24 protein-coding genes, 1 tRNA gene and 1 other RNA gene are annotated in these 22,054 nt (G+C 57.8%); 11 read left to right on the forward strand and 15 right to left on the reverse strand.

Annotated features, from left to right (window positions below; translation table 11 throughout):
• Positions 1 to 169 precede the first annotated feature (169 nt).
• The 9 genes from ffs to aroC all read right to left on the reverse strand — a co-directional run bounded on the left by ffs (position 170) and on the right by aroC (position 8,571).
• Positions 170 to 266: signal recognition particle sRNA small type (gene ffs / locus Q8R10_RS01415), an RNA gene on the reverse strand.
• A gap of 215 nt (positions 267 to 481) precedes the next feature.
• On the reverse strand, positions 482 to 2,560 hold the full coding sequence (locus Q8R10_RS01420; RefSeq protein WP_305650340.1) for an LTA synthase family protein: 2,079 nt from the start codon (positions 2,558 to 2,560) through the stop codon (positions 482 to 484).
• Between the two features lie 392 nt (positions 2,561 to 2,952).
• The gene (gene speE, locus Q8R10_RS01425) at positions 2,953 to 3,813 is read right to left on the reverse strand and encodes a polyamine aminopropyltransferase (RefSeq protein WP_305650342.1); all 861 of its coding nucleotides are present in this window, start codon (positions 3,811 to 3,813) and stop codon (positions 2,953 to 2,955) included.
• Between the two features lie 182 nt (positions 3,814 to 3,995).
• Positions 3,996 to 4,187, reverse strand: a complete 192-nt coding sequence (locus Q8R10_RS01430; RefSeq protein ID WP_305650344.1) for a PLDc N-terminal domain-containing protein — start codon at positions 4,185 to 4,187, stop codon at positions 3,996 to 3,998.
• 91 nt (positions 4,188 to 4,278) lie between these two features.
• Positions 4,279 to 4,962, reverse strand: a complete 684-nt coding sequence (mtnC, locus tag Q8R10_RS01435) for an acireductone synthase (protein WP_305650346.1) — start codon at positions 4,960 to 4,962, stop codon at positions 4,279 to 4,281.
• Positions 4,959 to 5,510 carry an acireductone dioxygenase gene (locus Q8R10_RS01440; RefSeq protein ID WP_305650348.1) on the reverse strand — a complete coding sequence of 184 codons (552 nt, stop codon included), beginning with the start codon at positions 5,508 to 5,510 and terminating at the stop codon, positions 4,959 to 4,961. The genes mtnC and Q8R10_RS01440 overlap by 4 nt, the downstream gene beginning before the upstream one ends.
• Positions 5,511 to 5,693: 183 nt before the next feature.
• Complete coding sequence (locus Q8R10_RS01445) at positions 5,694 to 6,308, reverse strand: methylthioribulose 1-phosphate dehydratase (RefSeq protein ID WP_305650350.1); 615 nt, start codon at positions 6,306 to 6,308, stop codon at positions 5,694 to 5,696.
• On the reverse strand, positions 6,305 to 7,483 hold the full coding sequence (locus Q8R10_RS01450; RefSeq protein ID WP_305650352.1) for an MFS transporter: 1,179 nt from the start codon (positions 7,481 to 7,483) through the stop codon (positions 6,305 to 6,307). Before Q8R10_RS01450 ends, Q8R10_RS01445 begins: the two co-directional genes overlap by 4 nt.
• Entirely contained in the window at positions 7,480 to 8,571 is a 1,092-nt protein-coding gene (gene aroC, locus Q8R10_RS01455; RefSeq protein ID WP_305650354.1) for a chorismate synthase, read from the reverse strand. Before aroC ends, Q8R10_RS01450 begins: the two co-directional genes overlap by 4 nt.
• Before the next feature lie 148 nt (positions 8,572 to 8,719).
• On the opposite strand from aroC, the gene Q8R10_RS01460 reads away from it, so the two are divergent.
• The gene (locus Q8R10_RS01460) at positions 8,720 to 9,499 is read left to right on the forward strand and encodes a hypothetical protein (RefSeq protein WP_305650356.1); all 780 of its coding nucleotides are present in this window, start codon (positions 8,720 to 8,722) and stop codon (positions 9,497 to 9,499) included.
• A 7-nt stretch (positions 9,500 to 9,506) separates the two neighbouring features.
• Here the strand turns inward: Q8R10_RS01460 and prmB are convergent, their stop codons facing one another.
• Positions 9,507 to 10,418, reverse strand: coding sequence for a 50S ribosomal protein L3 N(5)-glutamine methyltransferase (prmB, locus tag Q8R10_RS01465; RefSeq protein ID WP_305650358.1), 912 nt, complete (start codon positions 10,416 to 10,418; stop codon positions 9,507 to 9,509).
• Positions 10,419 to 10,780: 362 nt separating this feature from the next.
• Between prmB and Q8R10_RS01470 the strand changes: the two genes are divergently transcribed.
• The 5 genes from Q8R10_RS01470 (at position 10,781) to Q8R10_RS01490 (ending at position 14,427) form a co-directional block, all read left to right on the forward strand.
• Positions 10,781 to 11,098: a hypothetical protein gene (locus Q8R10_RS01470; RefSeq protein WP_305650360.1), complete on the forward strand. Its 318-nt coding sequence runs from the start codon at positions 10,781 to 10,783 to the stop codon at positions 11,096 to 11,098.
• Between the two features lie 105 nt (positions 11,099 to 11,203).
• Positions 11,204 to 11,761 carry a Smr/MutS family protein gene (locus Q8R10_RS01475; RefSeq protein WP_305650362.1) on the forward strand — a complete coding sequence of 186 codons (558 nt, stop codon included), beginning with the start codon at positions 11,204 to 11,206 and terminating at the stop codon, positions 11,759 to 11,761.
• A 183-nt stretch (positions 11,762 to 11,944) separates the two neighbouring features.
• A complete protein-coding gene (folE, locus tag Q8R10_RS01480; RefSeq protein ID WP_305650364.1) occupies positions 11,945 to 12,490 on the forward strand; it encodes a GTP cyclohydrolase I FolE in 546 nt (181 codons plus the stop codon).
• Positions 12,491 to 12,648: 158 nt separating this feature from the next.
• Positions 12,649 to 13,014, forward strand: coding sequence for a glutathione S-transferase N-terminal domain-containing protein (locus Q8R10_RS01485; RefSeq protein ID WP_305650366.1), 366 nt, complete (start codon positions 12,649 to 12,651; stop codon positions 13,012 to 13,014).
• A gap of 123 nt (positions 13,015 to 13,137) precedes the next feature.
• Positions 13,138 to 14,427, forward strand: coding sequence for an OprD family porin (locus tag Q8R10_RS01490; protein WP_371133279.1), 1,290 nt, complete (start codon positions 13,138 to 13,140; stop codon positions 14,425 to 14,427).
• A 65-nt stretch (positions 14,428 to 14,492) separates the two neighbouring features.
• Here Q8R10_RS01490 and Q8R10_RS01495 read toward each other — a convergent pair whose 3' ends face one another.
• Positions 14,493 to 15,701, reverse strand: coding sequence for an ammonium transporter (locus Q8R10_RS01495; RefSeq protein ID WP_305650370.1), 1,209 nt, complete (start codon positions 15,699 to 15,701; stop codon positions 14,493 to 14,495).
• 338 nt (positions 15,702 to 16,039) lie between these two features.
• On the opposite strand from Q8R10_RS01495, the gene Q8R10_RS01500 reads away from it, so the two are divergent.
• From Q8R10_RS01500 to Q8R10_RS01510, 3 genes are read left to right on the forward strand one after another with little or no spacing between them, the layout of a single operon-like run.
• Positions 16,040 to 16,354, forward strand: a complete 315-nt coding sequence (locus Q8R10_RS01500) for a YqjD family protein (protein ID WP_305650371.1) — start codon at positions 16,040 to 16,042, stop codon at positions 16,352 to 16,354.
• Between the two features lie 2 nt (positions 16,355 to 16,356).
• Positions 16,357 to 16,740 carry a phage holin family protein gene (locus Q8R10_RS01505; protein ID WP_305650373.1) on the forward strand — a complete coding sequence of 128 codons (384 nt, stop codon included), beginning with the start codon at positions 16,357 to 16,359 and terminating at the stop codon, positions 16,738 to 16,740.
• The gene (locus Q8R10_RS01510) at positions 16,737 to 17,105 is read left to right on the forward strand and encodes a hypothetical protein (RefSeq protein ID WP_305650375.1); all 369 of its coding nucleotides are present in this window, start codon (positions 16,737 to 16,739) and stop codon (positions 17,103 to 17,105) included. The genes Q8R10_RS01505 and Q8R10_RS01510 overlap by 4 nt, the downstream gene beginning before the upstream one ends.
• 1 nt (position 17,106) lies before the next feature.
• Here Q8R10_RS01510 and Q8R10_RS01515 read toward each other — a convergent pair whose 3' ends face one another.
• The 4 genes from Q8R10_RS01515 to Q8R10_RS01530 all read right to left on the reverse strand — a co-directional run bounded on the left by Q8R10_RS01515 (position 17,107) and on the right by Q8R10_RS01530 (position 20,753).
• Positions 17,107 to 17,925 carry an FHA domain-containing protein gene (locus Q8R10_RS01515; protein WP_305650377.1) on the reverse strand — a complete coding sequence of 273 codons (819 nt, stop codon included), beginning with the start codon at positions 17,923 to 17,925 and terminating at the stop codon, positions 17,107 to 17,109.
• A 72-nt stretch (positions 17,926 to 17,997) separates the two neighbouring features.
• Positions 17,998 to 19,554, reverse strand: a complete 1,557-nt coding sequence (locus Q8R10_RS01520; protein ID WP_305650379.1) for a serine/threonine-protein kinase — start codon at positions 19,552 to 19,554, stop codon at positions 17,998 to 18,000.
• 30 nt (positions 19,555 to 19,584) lie between these two features.
• Entirely contained in the window at positions 19,585 to 20,367 is a 783-nt protein-coding gene (locus Q8R10_RS01525) for a PP2C family serine/threonine-protein phosphatase (protein WP_305650381.1), read from the reverse strand.
• A 298-nt stretch (positions 20,368 to 20,665) separates the two neighbouring features.
• Positions 20,666 to 20,753: transfer RNA gene (locus Q8R10_RS01530), tRNA-Ser, on the reverse strand.
• Positions 20,754 to 20,886: 133 nt separating this feature from the next.
• Here Q8R10_RS01530 and Q8R10_RS01535 point away from each other — a divergent pair.
• Both Q8R10_RS01535 and tusD read left to right on the forward strand, forming a co-directional pair.
• Complete coding sequence (locus tag Q8R10_RS01535; RefSeq protein ID WP_305650382.1) at positions 20,887 to 21,555, forward strand: Bax inhibitor-1/YccA family protein; 669 nt, start codon at positions 20,887 to 20,889, stop codon at positions 21,553 to 21,555.
• A gap of 106 nt (positions 21,556 to 21,661) precedes the next feature.
• Positions 21,662 to 22,054 (forward strand): sulfurtransferase complex subunit TusD, encoded by a 393-nt coding sequence (gene tusD / locus Q8R10_RS01540; RefSeq protein WP_305650383.1) that lies wholly within the window; start codon positions 21,662 to 21,664, stop codon positions 22,052 to 22,054.

Consider the following 22,054-nt stretch of genomic DNA (forward strand, 5'->3'; position numbering starts at 1 on the left):
ATGACTCCCTACACAAAGCTGCAAGCACTTACCGGGGCGCTACAGACCGCTGGCCCACAGGAGCGCACTTGGCCGCCGCAAAGAGCAACAGTTGGCGTTCGAAGCAGGTTTAAGCGAGATTTTTTGTGCTGACAAGCCGCAGTGATATCGGGCCTTAAGATGGAGGCAACCCCACCAGCCACACCCCGGCACACGATGTTCCCGCTGTGGCTGCTTCCTTCCGGATCTGACCAGGTTCACGGGTAATCGTTGCGGGGGGACCGGCAGGGCCACCATAACAACATCCGCCTTGCAGCAGACCGCGCCATTGTACCGCCTTAGCAACAACTTACAACCGCAACGCAAGGTTAAAAGTGCATCTAAGACAAGCACTTGCCATTGTCATGGGGCGCGCCCAAGCAAACCCACACGCAACCAGCGAGGCGCCTGATAAATAAAAATACCTCCCGTGCGGGAGGCATTTTGCCCAGCCGATTAAGCCCTAGGGTTTGCTGTCAATCACGCCGGCGGTGTTATCCAGCAGGCTCTTGGTCGCCATTTGCAAAAAGGCTTCGAGCTTGTTCTTCAGCCCAGGCTCCAGCTCCAGCGCCACCCGTGTGGCCTGTGGATTAGCGCCGAGTTGATAGTCGTACAAGCGGGTTTCAAAACCTTTGGGCTGAATCATGATGCGCTTGGGCGAAACAATCGCCACCGTCTGATCACCGCCCGAAGGCTTGATCACGCCGATACCCAGATCGCCCTCGGGCAAGTTGAGCAGGTCACGGCCCCAGCATTGATGGCGCACTTCCCCACCCAGGCGGCCCATGATGGTCGGCACTATGTCGACCTGGGTGCCAACCACATCACTGGTCGCGCCGAACTTCTCCTGAATGCCTGGGGCAATCAACAGCAGCGGCACGTTGAAGCGAAACAGGTCCATCTCGGTGAGTTGCTGCTCACTGCCAAAGCCATGATCACCGACTATGACGAACAGGGTGTCTTTGTAATACGGTTCCTTGCGCGCTTTTTCAAAGAACTGCCCCAGCGCCCAGTCGGAGTAACGCATGGCGGTTAAATGCTCATCGAACGAGCCATGGCCAGTTACAGGTGCAACGGACAGCTCTTTGGGCAGGGCATAAGGCGTGTGATTGGACAGGGTTTGCAGCAAGGCATAGAAAGGTTTTTTGCCGTAATTTTGCGCCAACTCTTGGGCGCCGCGATCAAACATATCCTGATCGGACACACCCCAGGTCGGGTCCATAAACACCGGATTAACAAAGTCTTCACGGCCAATAAAATTGGTCATGCCCTGGTTGCTGAAGAACCCTGACTGGTTATCCCACTGGAAATTACCGTTGTAGACATACAGGTTGTCAAAACCGCGCGGACTGAGCAGTTGCGGCAGACCGGAAAACTTATGACCACCCTCCGGGGTGCGCATCAGGTATTCAAAACTGGGCAAATTCGGGAAGCAGGCCATGGTGGCAAACATGCCCTGGTGGGTATGGGTGCCATTGGAGAAGAAGCGGTTAAACAGCAGCCCTTCTTTGGCCAACTTGTCAAAATGGGGGGTGATGTTGTCCGGACTGCCGAGCGCACCGACAAAATGGCCGGCGAAGCTTTCCATCAGAATCACCACCACATTCTTGATCGGCAGCGTGCGCTCGGCCGGCGGGGTGAAATCGCGGCGAATCGCAGCGAGGCCTGCATCCACCAACTTATCGTTATCAGTCAGCAGCATCTCGCGCACCGCCTTGAGCGCCGCCTCGTCCGACATGGTGGCCGTCCAGGCATTGTCACGATGAGTGCCGAAGGTATTGGCCGCCGCCGAATACAGGGTCAAGGTGCCATTCAGTCCCAGCTGATTGGCAAACATCGAATCGGTGGTGTAGGCATCGCCCCAACGCAGCGGCGGGCCCTGGCGCAGATGACCGCGCGCGGCCACCACCGCCATCAGCAGGCACAAAAACAGCGCGAGCCAGCGCCAATGCCACGCCAACGACCGTGGCACCGTGTTCGACAACAAGGCCGTCGATGCTGGGCGAGTGAGTAAATCCAGGCTTTTGAATAGTTTGGCCAACAGCCAAGTCGCCAGCGCCCACGCCAACAGATAGCGACCTACCGGAAAACCATTCCAGAGCATGCTCAGAACCGTTTGCGGGTCCTCCTGGAAATACTGAAACACCAGACTATTAAGGCGCTGGTGAAACTCGCGGTAAAAATCCAGCTCGGTGATACCAAGAAACAGCGTCAGGCTGGCAAAGGCGGTTAGCCAAATCCGCAGCGCACCACGCGCCGCCATCGCCCGCACACTAAAGAGTGCCAACAGCAACGGAATACAGGCATAGACCACCACCCGCAGGTCAAAGCGCATGCCGTTATAAAAGGCTTCGACAAAGCTGCTGACTGGCGCATCGCCAATCAGTTCGCGGTTATAAACCAACAACGCCACTCGCAACAGGCTGTACAGCAGCAGCAACGCCAAGGCACTGAGCAAGGTAAAAGCCAAGTGGCTTTTTAACCCGGGCTGCGCAAGGCGCGATGGCGCTTGCGGGCGAGACAAGGCGTTGGCGTTAGCCATATTGAGCAAAATCCGCGAGCTAAGTAATGGAGGTCAAAACCGAAAAAGCGCTGTGCCGACACTCAACGCAACCTGCAGCGGACTGTGCCGCGCAGCAGGTTGTTAGTGTGTGCAACCAGAGTTGAAAATTCTGTGATGGCGCGCGCCCACAAAAGCCCGGCGCGCCATCGACAAGGCTTAACAAGCCGTTGAAAAATGTCGCGCTCGACGGCTAGTGCGACACCCGCGCCGAACGGGCTAGCTGCATTTCCCACATCCATGTGGGTCACAAGGCGAAGTCAGCCGCAGCGCAGCAACAGCCATAGGCTGGCGCGCTAAAGCGCGTTCAGCCCATGGCTGTGAGGCTGATTTCAACGCCGCATAGCCTAGCGCTGTAGTTTTTCAACAACCTGTTAATCGTTGCTCGGCTTATTCACGGCTTGCAGCACGTATTGCGGCAAAGCAAAGGCGCCCAGGTGAATTTCCGGGTTGTAGTAACGGGTAATGATGCCACTACCGGCAAAGCGCTGGCGCAGCACATCCAGTGACTGTTTACGGTAGCTGGCGTCGGTGCTGCCCCAGGCGAAGGTCATGCTGCCGCCGATATAGGTCGGCACGGCCGCCATATAGAAGTGCCAATCGGCAAACAGGCCATTCATCCGCCCGGCAGTGGTTTGCACCTCGGCCAACTGCATAAAAGGCGTGCCATTTTGAGTGACCAAAATACCGCCGTCATTCAGGCAACGCCGGCAGGCCTGGTAGAAGTTCTCCGAGAACAACACTTCACCCGGCCCAATCGGGTCGGTGGAGTCGGAGATGATCACATCGAATTTTTCAGTGGTGTTGGCGACGAAATTCATGCCGTCGTCGATCACCAGATTCAACCGTGAGTCCTCGAACGCGCCGCAGGAATGCGCGGGCAGGAACTCTTTGCACATCTGCACCACGGTGCCGTCGATCTCGACCATGGTGATATGCTCCACGGTTAAATGCTTGCGTACTTCGCGCAACATGCCGCCGTCGCCACCACCGATAATCAGCACGCGTTTGGCGGCGCCATGGGCGAAGATCGGCACATGGGTGAGCATCTCATGGTAGATAAACTCGTCGGCTTCGGTGGTTTGAATCACCCCATCCAGCGCCATTACCCGGCCCATGCGCGCGTTCTCGAAAATCACCAGATGCTGGTGCTCGGTACGTACTTCGTGGAGCAATTTGTCCATAGCAAAGCGCTGGCCATAGCCTTCATACAACGTTTCTTGATAGTCGCTCATGGCTTTAACCTTCTGTAAGGAGGAAATGATGGCCGACACGCGCAGCCTGTCGAACTGGCCGGCTGCGCGCTAAAAATCGCCCATAACAAATTAGATAGCCGAGCATTCTACGGGCATCGCCCGTGTGGCTCCAGCCAAGGCTGCGCCGGCGCCTACTCGCACCGAGCAGTAAGTGTTGCGCATTAGAACTTGAGATTGCTGCGCGGGCCGGCCACCGCCCAGATAATCAGCCCCAGTACCGGTAAGAGCACAATCAACAACACCCAGAGGATCTTCATCCCGGTATCTATGTTGCTTTTCAATACATTGAGAATGGCCCAGATATCCAGAGCCAAAATAATCAGGCCAAGCAAGCCGCCAAAACTCGAGAACATAGTGCTACTCCTTTTGCCCCGCTAGCGCGGCGCCACCCTCGTTGGATAGTTGCGGCGCCTGAGAGTTCATCCCGGCCGCATGGCCAAGGGGTTAAAAACCGCCCAGATCAATCACCGCAAAGCTGGCCACTTGCCCATGCCCTGGCAGCTCGCCGCCCATGCGCGCCAGCCCGCAGGTCTGCATGCCGGCTTGCTGGGCGGCGTCGAGTTCCTCAACGATATCGGAAAGAAACAATATCTGCTCAGCCGGCAAGTCGATGGCCTGGGCGATCCGCTCATAGGAGGCCGCTTCACGCTTGGGGCCTGAGGTGGTGTCAAAATACCCGCTAAACAGGGGCGATAAATCACCGGCCTCAGAACAGCCAAAAATCAACTGCTGCGCCTGAATCGAGCCAGACGAGTAGACATACAACCGATAACCCTGGGCGTGCCAGCGCTGCAACGCCGCCACCGCATCGGGGTAAACATGCCCGCGCAGCTGACCGTTCTGATAACCCTCAGCCCAGATCATCCCCTGCAAGGCTTTAAGCGCTGTGGCTTTGCGATCAGCGGCGATCCACTCGAGCAAAATCTCGATAAGCCGCGGCACGTCGGCGTCCGGCTCCTGGCTATCCGCCCGCACCGCCTCTAACTGTGCGGCCACGGCGGGTTGCTGCGCATTAGCCAGCACAAAGGCCGGTAAATGCTGCACGGCATAGGGAAACAGCACCTCGTAGACGAAGTTGACCGAGCTGGTGGTGCCTTCGATGTCGGTGAGAACCGCTTTGATCGTCACGTCCATTCCTCCAGCCGGGAGAACTGCTCGGCGATTGGATCGCCGCTGTAGTGCGCGACCCAGCCTTCGGGGTTATTGAACAGGCGGATGGCGACAAAATTCGGTTTCTCGCCCATATCGAACCAATGCCGGGTGCCTGCGGGCACCGAGATCAAGTCGTTTTTCTCGCAGAGCACCTCAAATACCTGCTCGCCCAGGTGCAGGCTAAACAGGCCACGGCCGGCGACGAAGAAACGCACTTCGTTTTCCGCATGGCTGTGCTCTTGCAGAAACTTGGCGCGCAGCTCGGCCCGTTGCGGATGCTCAGCCGTCAAGCTGACCACATCGACCGTGACATAGCCCTCCTCGCCCATCAGCTGCTCGATCTGTGGCCGGTAGGCCGCCAGCACTGCCTCCTGACTGGCGCCGGCAACAATCGCCGCGCAAGCAGGCCAGCGCTCAAAACGCACGCCCACCTCGGCCAGGGTTGCGCTGATGTCTTCGGCGTGAGTCAGCACCTTGTTAGGCAGCTCGGGGGAGGATTGCGGGTAGACGCTCAGGGTACTCATAGGCGTAGGCTCATCTCAGTTAATTAGTGCAGGCGCTGCTTAACAGGCCGTTGAAAAACTACTGCGCTCGGCTATGCGGCGTTGAAATCAGCCTCAAAATGCTCATGTACAGCTCGTACACTGCGCTTTTTCGGCTGATTTCGCCTTGCCTAGCCGTCGCTCGCTACATTTTTCAACGGCCTGTTAACCGCGCTGCAGGGCGCGAATTTTCAGCTCACACTCAAATAAAAATTCAAAGGCCTCGATCTGGCGCAACGCATCGCTCATCTGCGCGCCCCAGGTGTACAGACCATGGCCACGAATCAGGTAACCGACACAATCAGGATGCTGATCGAGCCAAACTTGCACCTTGCTGGCCAACCGGGCGATGTCCTGATCATTGGCAAAAATCGGTACCAGCACCTGACACTCATGGGTGGTGATGCCACTGAAGGCCTTTTGCAATTCATAGTCGGCAAACAGCAGCGAATCGCCCTGGGTCAGTCGCGACAGCACCGTGGCGTTCACCGAATGGGTGTGCAGCACCGCGCCTATGGCCGGCTGCCAGCGGTACAACTGCGTGTGCAAAAGGGTTTCGGCCGACGGCTTCTTGCCGGCCTCCAGGCTATTGCCGGCCAGGTCGGTGGCCAACACATCGTCCAGGCTCAACTCGCCCTTGTGCTTGCCCGACACGGTCAGCAGCGCTTCGGTCGCCGACAAACGCGCCGAATAATTACTGCTGGTGGCCGGCGACCAACCCCGGCCATAAAGGAAACGCCCGGCATCGACGATCTGCTGGGCCAATTGTTGGCGATTCATTGCCGCTCCTGCTGCTGAGTAGACGGGTTTAAATGAGGCAATTGCAGCGCCATGATAACGGCTGCGGCCAACGCCGCCAGACTGGCCAAGGCAAATGTCCAGTTCGGCCCCAGGCTGCCCCAGCTGTAGCCGGCATACAGCGCCCCGGCGGCGCCACCGACGCCGGCCAGGGCGGCGTACAGGGCTTGGCCCTGCCCTTGTTGGTAGACGCCGAAACTACGCTGCACAAACAAAATCGCCGCCGCATGAAAACTGCCAAACGTCGCGGCGTGCAGCAGTTGCGCCAGCAGCAACACGCTCGGCTGATCAGCCAGAAAACCCAGCAGCAACCAGCGCAACGCCGCCAGCAGAAAACTGCCGATCAACACCTGCTCCAAGCTGACCCGCTGCAGCAGTCGCGGGATATAGATAAACAGCAGCACCTCAGCCAGCACCCCCAGCGCCCAGAGCCAGCCGATCACCCCGCGCGAGTAGCCGAGGTGCTCCAGATGGATGGTGATAAAGGTGTAATACGGCCCGTGGGACAACTGCATCAAACCCACGCAGAGGTAAAAAGCCAACACCCCGGGCTGACGTAACTGGGCGAGAAAGCCCGCCGCGGTGGTCTCCGACTCCGAGGTTTGCGGCTGTGCATCCGGCACCCAACAACTGCTCAGGGCAATGCTGGCAATAATCCCCCACAACAGCCACGGATAGAGCCCAAGACTGAAACGCTCGAACAGCGCGCCCAAGCCGACCACGGTAAAAATAAAACCAATCGAGCCCCAGAGACGGATCTGCGTGTAGCGCGCCGCTTGTGCGCGTAAATGCGCCAGGGTGATGACTTCAAATTGCGGCAACACCGCATGCCAAAAGAACGCGTGCAAGGCCATCACCAGCGCCAACCATGCATAGCTTTTGCTGATAAAAATCAGACTTAAACTGGCCAAGGTGCAAAAGGCGCCAATGCGCACAATCAGCAGGCGCCGACCACTGCGATCGCCCAACCAACCCCACAGATTGGGCGCCACGCAGCGCATCAGCATGGGGATGGCGACCAACTCACCGATGCGTGCCGGCGAGAACCCCAGGTATTCGAAGTACAGGCCGAGAAACGGCGCCGTGGCGCCGAGTAAGGCGAAGTAACACAGGTAAAACCCCGACAGCCGCCAGTAAGGCAGTGCCTGCTCGGTCACAATTGGCCGAGCACCGGGGTCTGCACCTGCACATCGGCATTTTGCCCGCGATGACGCAGCAGATGATCCAGCAACACCATGGCCATCATCGCCTCGGCGATGGGCGTGGCGCGAATGCCGACGCATGGGTCATGACGGCCCTTGGTGACCACGTCCACCGCATTGCCATCGACATCAATAGAGCGGCCGGGAGTGGTGATGCTCGAGGTCGGCTTGAGCGCCAGATGGGCCACTATCGGCTGACCCGACGAGATACCGCCGAGGATGCCGCCGGAGTGATTGCTCAAGAAACCCGCCGGGGTCATTTCATCGCGATGCTCGGTGCCGCGCTGGGCAACGCTGGCAAAACCGTCGCCAATCTCCACGCCCTTAACCGCATTGATGCTCATCAGCGCATGGGCCAGCTCGGCGTCGAGGCGGTCGAAAATTGGCTCACCCAGACCTGGCATCACACCTTCGGCGACCACGGTAATCTTCGCGCCGACCGAATCCTGGTCGCGCCGCAGCTGATCCATATAGGCCTCAAGCTCGGCAACTTTGTCGGGATCTGGGCTAAAGAAGGCGTTCTGCTCGACCGCCTCCCAGCTTTTAAACTCAATGGCAATCGGCCCCAACTGGCTCATATAGCCGCGCACGGTAATGCCTTGGGTGGCCAGGTATTTCTTGGCGATGGCGCCGGCGGCCACCCGCATGGCGGTTTCCCGCGCCGAGCTGCGGCCACCGCCGCGGTAGTCGCGAATACCGTACTTATGCTGATAGGTGTAATCGGCATGGGCCGGGCGGAACAGGTCTTTGATCGCCGAGTAGTCTTTGGATTTTTGATCGGTGTTACGAATCAGCAGGCCAATCGGGCAGCCGGTGGTTTTGCCTTCAAACACGCCGCTGAGGATTTCCACCTCATCGTCTTCCTGGCGCTGGGTGGTGTGCCGACTGGTGCCGGGCTTGCGCCGATCCAGATCGAGCTGCAAATCGGCCAGCGACAACTCAAGCCCCGGCGGGCAGCCGTCGACAATCGCCACCAAGGCCGGGCCATGGCTTTCGCCAGCAGTAGTAACAGTGAACAGCTTGCCGTAGGTATTGCCGGACATGCAGAGAGCTCCGCGGGGCTAAAACGAAAGGCGCAAAGTATACCCGCGCCAGCCGCCCACGGCACGCCCGGCCGTGACCGCAGGGTAATATGCCGCTATAACCTGCTAATCGAACCAAGTGCCAATGCAGACCCGCTGCGGAGTCGCCATGCCTGAAACCGCCGAACCACCCAGCCATGCCGAGCAGATACTTGAGCTCAAGCGGCAATGGGCCGAGCTGCCGGCCAGGCAGCGGCAGTTACTGCGTCTGGCGCCATTGGCCACCGAGCGCGGCACTGGCGCGCGGCCGCTGCGTTTTGCCGAGCTGACCCGCTGCGAGCGGCACAGCCCAAGCTTGAGCGTACTGCGCCTGAGCGTGCAATTACCGGCGCAGCTGCTGCACCGCGAACAAAATGTGCTGGAAATCTGGCTCGACCATGGCCTGCGCACCCTGGAGTTCGGCCCAGCCAGTGGGCTGCAAGTGGAGCCGGGCAATCGCGGACTTGGCCGCTTTTTAGTCGCCCAAGGAATTCTCTGGGCACAGCAACGTTGCGGTCATTACCAAGTGCTAGGCGGCGAGTTTGCCGCCAAAGACAGCTTCGATGAAAACCTGCGCAAGCACCGCGACCATCTGCTGGAAGCGCTCGGTTTCACCGTCACTCACGATGCCCTGACGCCAGTGAAAGGCAGCTACAGTGCCGCCTTAGTCAGTACCTTGCAGGGCGAGTGGAATCGCGAAAAAATTCAGCAAGTGAGCCTGCTGGACGCCGGCAAAATGCTCCAGCAAGCCGACCAGACCCTGGCTGAGCAAAGCATCAAGCTGCGCCAAAAAGACCAGCAACTGGCCAGCAATCTGCGCGACGAGGGCGCCTTGCGCTTCACCATCAGCAGCCTGGTGGTGTTCTGCCTGTTTCAAGCCGCCCTGCTGCTGTGGATGATCGTGAGTTAAGCCCGCGTTAAAGCAGACGCGATGCAAACAGCGCCTGATGCTCGCGACATTGCGCGGCGGCCAGCAAGAACACCCCATGGCCGCCCTGCTCAAACTCCAGCCAGGTGAAATCCACCTCGGGATAGAGTTCGCGCACATGCACCTGGCTATTGCCCACCTCAACGATCAAGGTGCCGCGCTCGGTCAAATGATCGGCCGCCTGGGCCAAAATCCGCCGCACCAGGTCCAGGCCATCTTCACCGCAGGCCAGGCCCAGCGCTGGTTCGTGCTGGTATTCGGCGGGCATGTCGTCAACGTCTTCGGCGTCCACATAGGGCGGGTTCGAGACGATCAAATCAAAGCGCTGCTTGGGCATACTATTAAAACCGTCGCTTTGCACCGAATAGACGCGCTCTTCCAGGCCGTGCTGCTGGATATTTTCATTGGCCACATCCAGCGCCTCAAAGGACAAATCGGCCAGCACCACTTCCGCATCCGGAAAACTAAAGGCGCAGGCGATGCCGATGCAGCCAGAGCCGGTGCACAGGTCGAGAATCCGTTGCGGACTATGGGCCAGCCAAGGCTCAAATTGCTGGCCAATCAACTCGCCAATCGGTGAGCGGGGAATCAACACCCGCTCATCCACCACAAAAGGCATGCCGCAGAACCACGCCTCGCCAAGCAGATAAGCCGTCGGCACGCGGTCTTCGATACGGCGGCGCAACAACTCGTGCAGATGCGCCTGCTCATTGGCCTCCAAACGGCAATCCAGGTAACTGTCGGCGATCTCCCACGGCAGATGCAAAGCACCCAGCACCAGTTGCCGCGCCTCGTCCCAAGCATTGTCGGTGCCATGGCCGAAAAACAAATCGGCATCATGAAAACGGCTGACGGCCCAACGAATGTGGTCACGCAGGGTACGCAGGCGAGAGTCGGTCACGGCAAAGTCCTCCAAAACGGGAGGCAATTCTAGCAGCCTGTCGGACTTAGGTCAGTCCTACTGCGGGAAAGCCGCTCTTGGTCATTTTTTGCGCTCTTTTTCGTTAAAGAGAGCGACTATTCGCCTCAAAAGAGCACAAAAACTGCCTCAGCCGGTCTTCCCCTCGCTACGGACGCCTAAGTTCGACAGGCTGCCGGGCGCAATAACGCCACGCTGGCGAGCACCAACGACACGCTGAGCAGCCGGATATAAGCGCCATGGCAAGCGCTGCATAAATCACCCACGCCGGCTTAAGCGGCGCCAAGACTTGAACCATCTGCGCCTCAGCCACTCACACTCCTGTTAAAGCTCAGGAACAGCCCATGAAGCGCGACAAAGGTTTTGATCCCCGCCGGCTACGCTCACGTACGCAGGTTCCCTGGCGCTGGCGACTGGCAATAGGGCTGGCCACCAGCCTCTGCGGCATTGCCGTGCTGCTGACCATGACCGGCATCGCCAGCCTGCTCGGGCAACCCGCCAGCCTGGCGCAACTGAGCCATGGCGTCGCATTCGCCCTGCTAGGCGTCGGCGTCAGCTTGTTTTGGCTCGGTATTTGGGCGCGCCGCCGTTGCCGCGCCCGCCAACACCAGCACCAACACGGCCTGAGCCTGGCGCGCCATCTGCTAAAAAAACCGGACTGATACGCCGGATTGGGCTTTCAGCTAGCGCGTCACCTCAACAGTGCCTGTCGCCGCGCCGAATTGGCTCCGCCTGCTGGTAAACTAGCCGGCCTTGGCGGAGGCCCTATGCAAGACGATGACCTGAACCTATTCAAATCTGCGACCCAGGGCGTTAAGCCGATCAACCATGATCGCGCCGACACCGGCAAAACCAAAGCTGATCGCCAGCAACTGGCCAAGCGCAGGCAAGCCGCCACAGTGCGGATTGAAAACATCACCATCGACGGTTTGTCGGACTTATTCGTGATCGACGTAACCGCCGAAGAAGAGCTCTACTGGGCCCGGGATGGCGTGCAAGAAGGCCAGATGCGCAAACTCAAAGCCGGGCAGATTGCCTTTGAAGGCAGCCTCGACCTGCACGGCATGAGCGTCGAAAAAGCCCGCGAAACCCTCTGGGCCTTCCTGGCCGAAGCCGCCAAGTTCGAGATTCGCTGCGTGCGCATCACCCATGGCAAGGCCGCACGCCTGGATGGCAAACGACCGCTGATCAAGAGCCACGTCAACACCTGGCTGCGCCAACATGCGCAAGTGCTCGGCTTCACCTCCTGCGTCGCCAAACACGGCGGCAGCGGCGCGCTCTATGCCATGCTCAAACGCACCATGCTGGAGGGCCGCGACGAGTAAAGCAGGCCACTCCTTGGCAGTTCACACACCAGCAAAGACAACAGCAGGCAACTGACCTAAGCCTTGTTTACCCACATACAGGATTAATCCCCCGCACGCTCGTCGGTTAAAACCCACCGAACGGGTTGCCAGCCGCCGCACCGCCGCCTACCCTGCGCGTCTGCACTACCTACTGGAAAGACCATGTCTCTGGAACAAAACTACAGCTCGATTTTGACCCAACTTGGCGAAGACGCGACCCGCGAAGGCCTGCTCGACACGCCTAAACGCGCCGCCAAAGCCATGCAGTACCTTTGCCGTGGCTACCAGCAAAGCCTCGACGAACTGGTTAACGGCGCCCTGTTCGGCTCCGACAACAGCGAGATGGTACTGGTCAAAAATATCGAGCTGTATTCACTCTGCGAACACCATCTGTTGCCTTTTATCGGCAAGGCGCATGTGGCCTACATCCCCAGCGGCAAGGTGTTGGGCTTGTCGAAGGTCGCACGGATCGTCGACATGTATGCCCGCCGCCTGCAGATCCAGGAAAACCTCAGCCGCCAAATCGCCGAGGCCATCCAGCAGGTGACCGGCGCCCTCGGGGTGGCCGTAGTGATTGAGGCGCAGCACATGTGCATGATGATGCGCGGCGTCGAGAAGCAGAATTCCTCAATGGTCACCTCGGTGATGCTCGGCGAGTTTCGCGACAACGCCGCCACCCGCAGCGAGTTTCTTAGTCTGATCCGCTAGAGCATAGGCTCTGCAAAAACCGGCTGCGGCCGGTTTTTTGTTGTCCGCCGCTTGTCCACCAGCAGCGCCAGACACCCCCAAACGAGCGCGCAGGCAAGCCATAGGCGTCAGCTTCAGGTAAGCTTCCGGCCACTTTTTACCCATCCAGGATGCTGCCCGTGCTGCTCAAAGCCTTACGAATTGGTCTCGGCCAACTGATCATTTTTATCGACTTCATCACCCGCCCACGGCCAATGCAGCGCACCGCTGAGGCGCAGGCGCTGGTTGTGCAAGCCGCCGCTGGGCTGTCGCTGTATCAGTTTCGCGCCTGCCCGTTTTGCGTGCGCACCCGCCGCCGCATTCGTCAGCTCAACCTGCCGATCAAGCTGCATGACGCCATGCACGATCCGCTCGCGCGGAAAGCGCTGCAAGACCAGGGCGGCGCGATCAAAGTGCCGTGCCTGCGCATCGACGAAAACGGCCAAAGCACCTGGCTGTATGACTCCAAAGTCATCATCAAGTACCTGCAAGAACGCTTCGCTTAAGCCCCTAAGCGCCTCAACCAGCCTGCCGACTAAGGTCTAAAGGCTGGCACACAACTCCTGGTTTAAGTTGGCCGCCGTAACGAAACGTTCATACAACGCCCGTTCAGCCGACTTAACTTGGAGATAACAAAAATGACAACCTCCCGCGCCATCACCCTTGCCAGTTTGGGTGGTTGCCTGGCCCTGCCCAGCCTTGTCCACGCCGATTTTGTTAAAGACAGCAAAGCCAGCCTCGAACTGCGCAACTTCTATATGAATCGCGATTTCCGCCAAGATTCGCCGCTGCCAAAAGTCAGCGGCAAAAACCCGACCGAGTACAAAAGTCATGCCGAGGAGTGGGCGCAAGGTTTCCTGCTGCGCGCAGAGTCCGGCTACACCGAAGGCACAATCGGGGTTGGCATCGATGCTTTGGGCTTGGTTGGCGTGCGCCTGGACTCAGGCCGCGGGCAATCGGGCACGGGCTTGCTGCAACTGGACAAAGAAACCGCTGAGGCGCAGTCGAGTTACGGCGCTCTCGGCGCGACCGGCAAATTCAAGGTATCCAAAAGCGTGTTGAAAGTGGGCACCTTGCAACCGAAAAACCCGGTACTGCAAGCCAATGACTCACGTCTGCTGCCGCAAACTTTCGAAGGCGGCAGCTTAAACGTGCTCGAGATCGACAAACTCAGCCTCAACGCCGGCATGTTCGGGCAGGTCAAGCAACGTGCCTCCAGCGACCGAGAGGACATGACCCTCAATGGTTCCAGTGCGCGCGGCAGCGATAACTTCCAATTCGCCGGCGCGGACTACGCCCTAAGCAAAAATGTCACGGCCAGTTACTACTACGCCCAACTGGAAAACATCTACCAACAAAACTTTGCCGGTTTGGTGTATCTGCAGCCGCTGGGTGAAGGCCAAACACTAAAAGCCGACCTGCGCTATTTCGACAGCTCAGACAGCGGCAACCAGTACGCCGGCAAGATCGATAACCGCGCGCTCAACGGCATGCTCACTTACGGCTTGGGCGCTCACTCGTTTGGCCTGGGCTATCAGCGCATGAATGGCGACAACGCCTTCCCGTACATCACCGACAGCGACCCGTACCTGGTCAACTATGTACAGATCGGCAACTTCGCCTCCAGCGAAGAGCGCTCCTGGCAAGCCCGCTACGACCTCAACTTCGCCAGCTACGGCATCCCCGGCCTGACCCTGATGACTCGCTATGTCACCGGCGACAACATTGATCGCGGCGCGCAAGCCGAGGGCAAGGAATGGGAGCGCGACACCGACCTCGCCTACGTGCTGCAAGACGGCGCACTGAAGGGCTTAGGGGTTAAATGGCGCAACGCCACCTACCGCTCCAACCTGGCAAAAACCACCGAGGACCTGGATGAAAACCGCCTGATCCTCAGCTACACCGTAGCGCTCTGGTAACTCGCAGGTAATAAAAAGCCCGCGCTCACAGACGCTGTGAACGCGGGCTTTTTATTGCGGCTAAATCAGTCGTGACTGGTTGCGCCGATCTTATGTACCGACAGGTCGGCGCCGTAATATTCCTCTTCCTGGGTCAGGCGAATGCCGATGCTCCACTTGAGCAAACCATAGACCGCCAGGCCGCCAAAAAAGGCTACGCAAACACCCAGACCGGTGCCAATCAGCTGGCTGATCAGGCTAACGCCACCCAAACCACCCAGCGCCTCTTGGCCAAAAATACCGCAAGCAATCCCGCCCCAGACGCCGCACAAACCATGCAACGGCCACACCCCGAGCACATCGTCGATCTTCCATTTCACCTGGGTTGCGGTAAAGGCAAAGACAAACATGCCGCCCGCTATCAGCCCGGTAATCAGGGCGCCCACCGGATGCATCAAGTCGGAGCCCGCGCAGATCGCCACCAAGCCTGCCAATGGGCCGTTATGCAAAAAGCCTGGGTCATTGCGCCCAACAATCAAGGCCGCAACCGTGCCACCGACCATCGCCATCAATGAGTTGATCGCCACCAAACCACTCACCGCAGCCAAGGTTTGCGCGCTCATGACGTTAAAGCCAAACCAGCCGACGATCAGAATCCATGAACCCAGGGCCAGAAACGGAATATTCGAGGGCGCAAACGCCACCAAACGGCCATCGCGGTAACGGCCATTGCGCGCCCCCAACAGCAACACCGCCGCCAGCGCCAACCAACCACCGACCGCATGCACCACCACGGAGCCGGCAAAGTCATGGAAGCTGGCGCCAAACTGCGCCAATAACCAGGCCTGCAGGCCGTAGTTGCCGTTCCAGATCATGCCCTCGAAGAACGGATAGATGAAGGCCACAATCAATACCGTGGCGCACAGTTGCGGACCAAACTTGGCCCGCTCGGCGATGCCACCGGAGATGATCGCCGGAATCGCCGCCGCAAAAGTCAGCAAGAAGAAGAACTTCACCAGCCCGTAGCCGTGATCGGCCGTCAGGGTCGCGACCGGCGCCAAAAAGGTTACGCCGTAAGCCACCCAGTAACCGACGAAAAAATACGCTAAGGTCGATACAGCGAAGTCGGAGATGATCTTCGACAACGCATTGACCTGATTTTTATGCCGTACTGTGCCCACTTCAAGAAAGGCAAAACCGGCATGCATGGCCAAAACCATGACTGCGCCAAGCAAAATAAACAGCGTATTGGAGCCATGAACCAAGTTGTCCACAGCGCTTTGCAGGTTATCCATGGGAGTAATAGCCCTTGCAGTCAGAGAAAAAGCACCAAATTGGTACAGGCTTTTTGCTGGCGCACCACAATGATGCTCTATCGCATCAAGGAAGTGCCCTTCAGCCGCAGGTTTTAGCGTAACGACCTGGAGCGGAAAACCTGAAACAAAGTGCTTTTCCTATAGTTATCATGAAGTTGATAGTGATTAAGCAGACCATCTCCATCAGTCGCAACGCCCAAATAAAGAGCGCTATCGCAGCCGTGCGCACCATCACAAAGCAAAACCTGTACCAGCTATAGACAAAAACGCCGCAACACGACTCACCGACTCGTTAGAAATCATCAAGGAGATAGCAAATGCCACAAACCAGTGCAAAAACTCAACAGAGTGAACTGCAGGCAGAGTTTCAGGCGCTCATCAATGACGCAGAGAAACTCCTGCAGCATGCTGCGAGCCTGGCCGGTGAGCAGGCCGATGAACTGCGCGAGCAAATCCAACGCAACCTGCAACGCGCTCGCGACATCTTAGGCGCGGGCGAGGCGGTGGTGCGCGAGCAGAGCAGCGCCGCCCGCCAAGCCGGCGAAGCCTACGTGCAGAGCAACCCCTGGCAAGCCGTTGGGATTGCCGCCGGCATCGGCTTATTTATCGGGTTACTACTGGGACGGCGTTAAGCATGAGCAACACCAACACGGGCAACCCGCCGACCACGCCGTCGCTCTCGCGCTTCGGCGCCGCCGCGCTCGGACTGCTGCACAGCCATGTCGAGTTATTGGGCCTAGAGCTGCAAGAGCAAAAAGCCCGCAGCCTGCAGACCTTGGCACTGGCCGCATTGGCGCTACTGTGCACATGGCTATTGCTGATCGGCTTGTCGGCGCTAGTACTGATCGCCCTCTGGGACGACTATCGACTGCACAGCATTGTCGGCCTGTGCCTGCTCTACAGCCTGTTGTTGCTGTTGAGCCTATGGCAGCTGCGCAAACGCTTAAACAACTCAGCCAACCCTTTCAGCGCCACACTCAACGAGTTGGCGCGCGACCGCGAGCAATTGCTGCCATGAGCCTGCCAGAACCCTACGCTAACGCATCCAAACTCGAGCTGCATAAAGCCCTGATTCAGATGCGCCTGGAACTCCACCGCCAAGAGTTGCGACATGAAACCTTGCTGGCACTCAAACCGCTGCAAGCGGCACGCAACATGGGTCAGCAATGGCGCTCAGTACTCGGCAGCGGCAGCGCGCCGATCTGGGGCGCAACAGCGCTAGGGGTTTTGGCTCTGGTCTTGGTCCGCCGTAAGCCGTTAAACCAGTGGCTGAGCCTGGGCAGCGCCATAGCCCCGCTGCTGGTGCAATTGCTGCGTCGCAGCAGCGCCGAAACAAACTCAAAACCTACCGCCAGTAGCGAAACGCCCAACGACGGCGCTTAAGCTAAAACGCTAACAGCCAAACGGCAAAGCTGGTCACAACCAGTAGCGACAGCAGTAAAACTGCCACTTTGGTCGACGTGGGCTTAGCCGCAGCCGGTTTGACATCTTGCCCTGCGGCTACGGTGGCGGCAGTCGCGGTAATGCCCTTCGCAATACGCGTGACCTGCGCCATGGGCATAAAAACGGTGGCGTCCTCATCGTGCCCCTGCACAACCTCAACCTTTGGCCCAATGACCAACAAAACCACCCCACCCATTTGCATCTGATCGCCAGCCTGCAAGGTGGCTGCAGTTATTTTGCTGCGATTAAGCAAGACGCCATTGGCCGAGCCGAGATCCTTAACCTCCAGCACGCCATCTTTAAGGAAGAACTCGCAGTGGCGGCGTGACAACTCGGCATCGTTAAAGCACAACTCGCACTTAACCGAACGGCCAAAAGTCATGGAGCCCGACAAGGGGTACTTCTTGCCCTCGTTTTCGCCTTGAAGCACCTGCAGGAACCACTTTTTGCTGCTGTCCGGCTTGGCCGATGTTTTCAGCGGATCGATAAACTGCAACGCCACCGGGCCAATCTGCAAGCTGTCATCCGCGCGAATCTGATAACGGCCGCTGATGCGCTCGCCATTGATAAAGGTCCCGGCCTCGCTGGCACAATCACTCAGGTAATAATGGCCGGCATCACGGCGAATCTCGGCATGAAACAAACTAACGCCATTATCCGGCAACACCAGACTATTACGATTGTCTTGGCCGAGGGTAATGCGCTCATCCGCCAGCCACATTGGCGCTTGACGCGAATCTTTGAACTGCAGTTTCAACATGGCTGATTGTCACCCTATTAAAATATTAAAAACCAACACCGCTGCGCCAACCAGAAGCCAACCCAGCGTCTATCAATCCATGCCATTACTTAATATATGATCCCACAACCGGGAAACTGGATTAGAGCTATCTTCGACAGGTTTAGCCGTTTGACTCTTGGCTGGCGCCGGACTGGTTGCGGTACGCGCAGCAACCCGCGGGGCTATGCGTTGCGTAGCACGCTTGACATAGCGCGCATGGCCGCTGGCCATTTTCAACAGCTGAGGATTTTCTGGCTGTGCCTGCAAACCCAGCTGAATACTCTCCAGAGCCTTAGCAAACTCGCGCTTGGCATAGGCAGCATTAGCCTGTTCGATATACAGCTCGGCAATTTGCTGAAAACCGTTAAGGGCCTGCTGATTATCCGGAGTCAGTGCCAATGCCTGCTGAAAATAAAACAGCGCATTATCTTCAGCCGGGCTGGTCAACTGCAGGCTGGCAATGCGCAGTTGCGCCAACTTGATATTGGCCGCAGCCCGCGCCGCTATAACGCGTTGCAAGCCCGCTTGGGCGGCAAGATTATCCGGCTCAAGCAACAACACCTGGCCAAAAAAATAATCGGCATTATCCTCCGGCGGCGTAAGCAACTTATCTTCGCCTAGGCGAACTTCCGCTTTTGCCAAGTAATCGGCCACTTGCATATTTACCTTCAGCAGGTAACCACCGTAGCCAAGCCCGGCCAGCAAGAGCACCCCCAAGACCAACGCCAGCGCTTTAACCCCAGCACTGCGCTTGGTTGCCGGCTGCTGCGGGCTCAGTGCTGCACTGAAGCGCGTCACACTGAGATCATCATCTTGCAAGAGGGCCAGACTCTGCAGCAGCTCGCGGCAGCTGGCAAAACGCAGACTGACGTCTTTGGCCAGCATCCGCTCCAATACGGTTTGATAAGCACCCAGATGGGCAGGTAATTGTGGAATCGGCATTTGCACATGGTTCATTACTGTCTGGGTATAGCTGGGGCCGCGGAACTCATTAGTACCGGTGAGCATTTCCAGCAACAACACACCCAGGCTGTAAATATCCGTGCGCTGATCCAACGGCTGACACTGCGCCTGCTCAGGGCTGCTATAGGCCGGGCTGCCGACAGCCACACCAAATTGAGTGAGTTCATTATCGATAGCCAAATCTTTAGCGACGCCAAAATCAGTAATCACCACCGAGCCGTCTTGGCGAAAGAGAATATTGGCCGGCTTTATATCGCGGTGCACCAAGCCCTGTTGATGCACCACCTGCAAACCTTCGGCAATTTGCCGAGTAATGCTCAGCGCTTGCTGCGCAGTTAAGATCTGCCCTTTGTATTGAGTCAGATCGCCACCAGCAATAAACTCCATCGCCAAATAGTGGCGACCATCGGCCAACTTATCAATATCGTAAATCGTCACAATAGCCGTATGGTGAAGAGAGGCGACGATATGCCCTTCATTGATAAAGCGCTGACTGAACTCGTCTTCCACCGAACTGCACAATACTTTAATTGCCACTTTACGCTGCAACGAATTTTGGGTTGCCAAGTACACCTCGGCCATACCGCCTTTGCCAAGCTGGCCATGGATGGTGTAACCGGCGATTTCAATCAACTTATCGTTCATAGCCAACCAGATTAAAAACTTGAATTAATGTTAACCCTTGAGCCTTAGAAGCTTTTTAATCAAGCCAACCTTGGGCGCAACAACTATCGGTACTGCAGCCAATTCACTCATCAACAGCGCGCAAGAAATATTATCTTTGCCGCCTGCGGCATTGGCGGCGCCGATCAATTCAAGCACCGCTGCCTCCAGCTCGCCACGCACACCCAGCTTTAACAGTCGCTGGTCGCTTAACTCACCATGCAGGCCATCACTGCACAGCAGCAAGCGCTGGCCCTTTTTAAGCACGCCATGCAACACGCCCACCTCGAGCTCGAGGGACTCGTAACCCAGGCACTGGGTAATCTCATTTTTACGCGGATGATTGCGCGCCTGAGCGACGCTTAATTGGCCAAGATCAATCATCACCTGCACCCAGCTATGGTCTTTGCTCAGAGGGATAATGGCATTGCCCGTCAGCATGTAGGCGCGACTGTCGCCAACCCAGGCCAGCTCATATTCGGCCCCCTTCAACTTGACCGCCACCACGGTGCTGCCCATGCCTTTACTAGCCGGATCAAGCTTTGCCGCCTGAATAATCGCCTGATTGGCCGCATGCACCGCCACTTCCAGGCTGGGCTGCTGGCGAAGACTGTCGGCGATAGCGGCAACCGCAATGGCGCTGGCCACTTCACCGCGCTGGTGACCGCCCATACCGTCGGCAATCACCCACAAGCCCAATTCAGGGCAGCTGAGAATGCTGTCTTCATTATGCGCGCGCACCTGTCCAGGCACACTGTGAATGGCATAGTGGATTTTATTCTCGGTGCCGGTCATAGATTCAATCGTCCGCAGCCGCCGCAATATCGGCATGGTCAAAGTATAAGCGCCGCAAGCATGCCGTCACGTCTGGCACAGCGACCATCCCCAACCACAGATATTTAGCCAAAACGTTAACCGGTCGGATCTTTACCGATCCGTCTCGGCGCAGCACCTCTATTTGCACAACTTGCACAACGTCAGCCTGACGCATCTAGCCGCCCGGCACAGAACCTAAAGGCACTGAATGAGCGCGCTAAAACAGCTTGGCGCAGAAACGACAAAGCCCCATTTCTGGGGCTTTGCGTTATAAAGATGGCGGAGGCGATGGGATTCGAACTCATGGACCTGTTACAGTCGACAGTTTTCAAGACTGTTGCCTTAAACCACTCGGCCACACCTCCGTACTTGTTGCGGCCGCCATAATACCGGAACGAAACACTGTGTCAAACTCTCAGAGCTGGCAGTGACAAACAGTCTGTTATGATCCAGCTTGACCTCGGTCACGGAACCTTTGACCTTTCCAGGAGTGACGCCATGCAAGAGCAAGATTATGTACTCAACCATGCCCAGGTTGAGCAACAGGAAGTAAGCCGCGTACTGCGCAACACCTATGGCCTGCTGGCCATGACACTGGCCTTCAGTGGTCTGGTGGCCTATTTCGCCCAGCAAATGAATGCCAAACCGCTGGGTTTTGTGGTCATGCTGGTTGGCTTCTACGGCCTGTTCTTCCTCGCCGCAAAACTGCGCAACTCGCCTTGGGGCTTGCTGGTAGCGTTCGCACTGACCGGCTTTATGGGCTACAGCCTCGGCCCGATGCTGAATCGCTACCTGGACATGCCCAACGGCAGCGAAGTAGTCAGCTCGGCATTTGCCATGACGGCGCTGGTGTTCTGCGGCTTGTCGGCCTATGTACTGACCACCCGTAGAGACATGAGCTTCCTGTCAGGTTTTATTACTGCCGGCTTCTTTGTCTTGCTCGCTGCGGTGGCGGCCAGCTTCTTCTTCGAGATTAGCGGTCTGCAATTGGCGATTAGCGCAGGTTTTGTGCTGTTCTCCTCGGCCTGCATTCTGTTTCAAACCAGTGCCATTATTCAGGGTGGCGAACGCAACTACATCATGGCCACCATCAGCTTGTATATTTCGATCTACAACCTGTTTGTTAGCCTGCTGCAGATACTCGGCGTGGTTAGCAGCAACGATTAATCGATCCTGCTTACGTTAAGCCCGCTTCGGCGGGCTTTTTGTTGCCGCAAAAATCTGTCGAGGCATTATCATTGGCCTCTCACGCGGCCTGCTTAGTTGATTTGCCATGAAGTTTGCCATTGCCCTGTTCGCCCCGCCCCATGCCCCATCGGCACGCCGCGCCTTGCGTTTTGCCCAAGCCGTGCTGGCCGGCGGGCATGAAATCACCCGGCTGTTTTTTTATCAGGACGGCGTGCACAGCGGCTCGCACAACGTGGTGACACCTCAGGATGAGCTGGACCTGTCGGGGGAATGGCGCGAGTTCGTCCGTGAGCAACAGCTCGATGGAGTTATTTGCATTGCCGCAGCCCTGCGCCGTGGCGTATTGAGCAGTGAAGAGGCCGAGCGTCACAGTCGCCCGGCGGCGAATCTGGCGCCCGACTGGGAGCTGTCCGGGCTTGGCCAACTGCATGAGGCCATGCAACTGGCTGACCGCGTGATCTGCTTCGGAGGCCATTAA

This window comes from Pseudomonas sp., from assembly GCF_030698175.1.
GTDB lineage: Bacteria > Pseudomonadota > Gammaproteobacteria > Pseudomonadales > Pseudomonadaceae > Aquipseudomonas.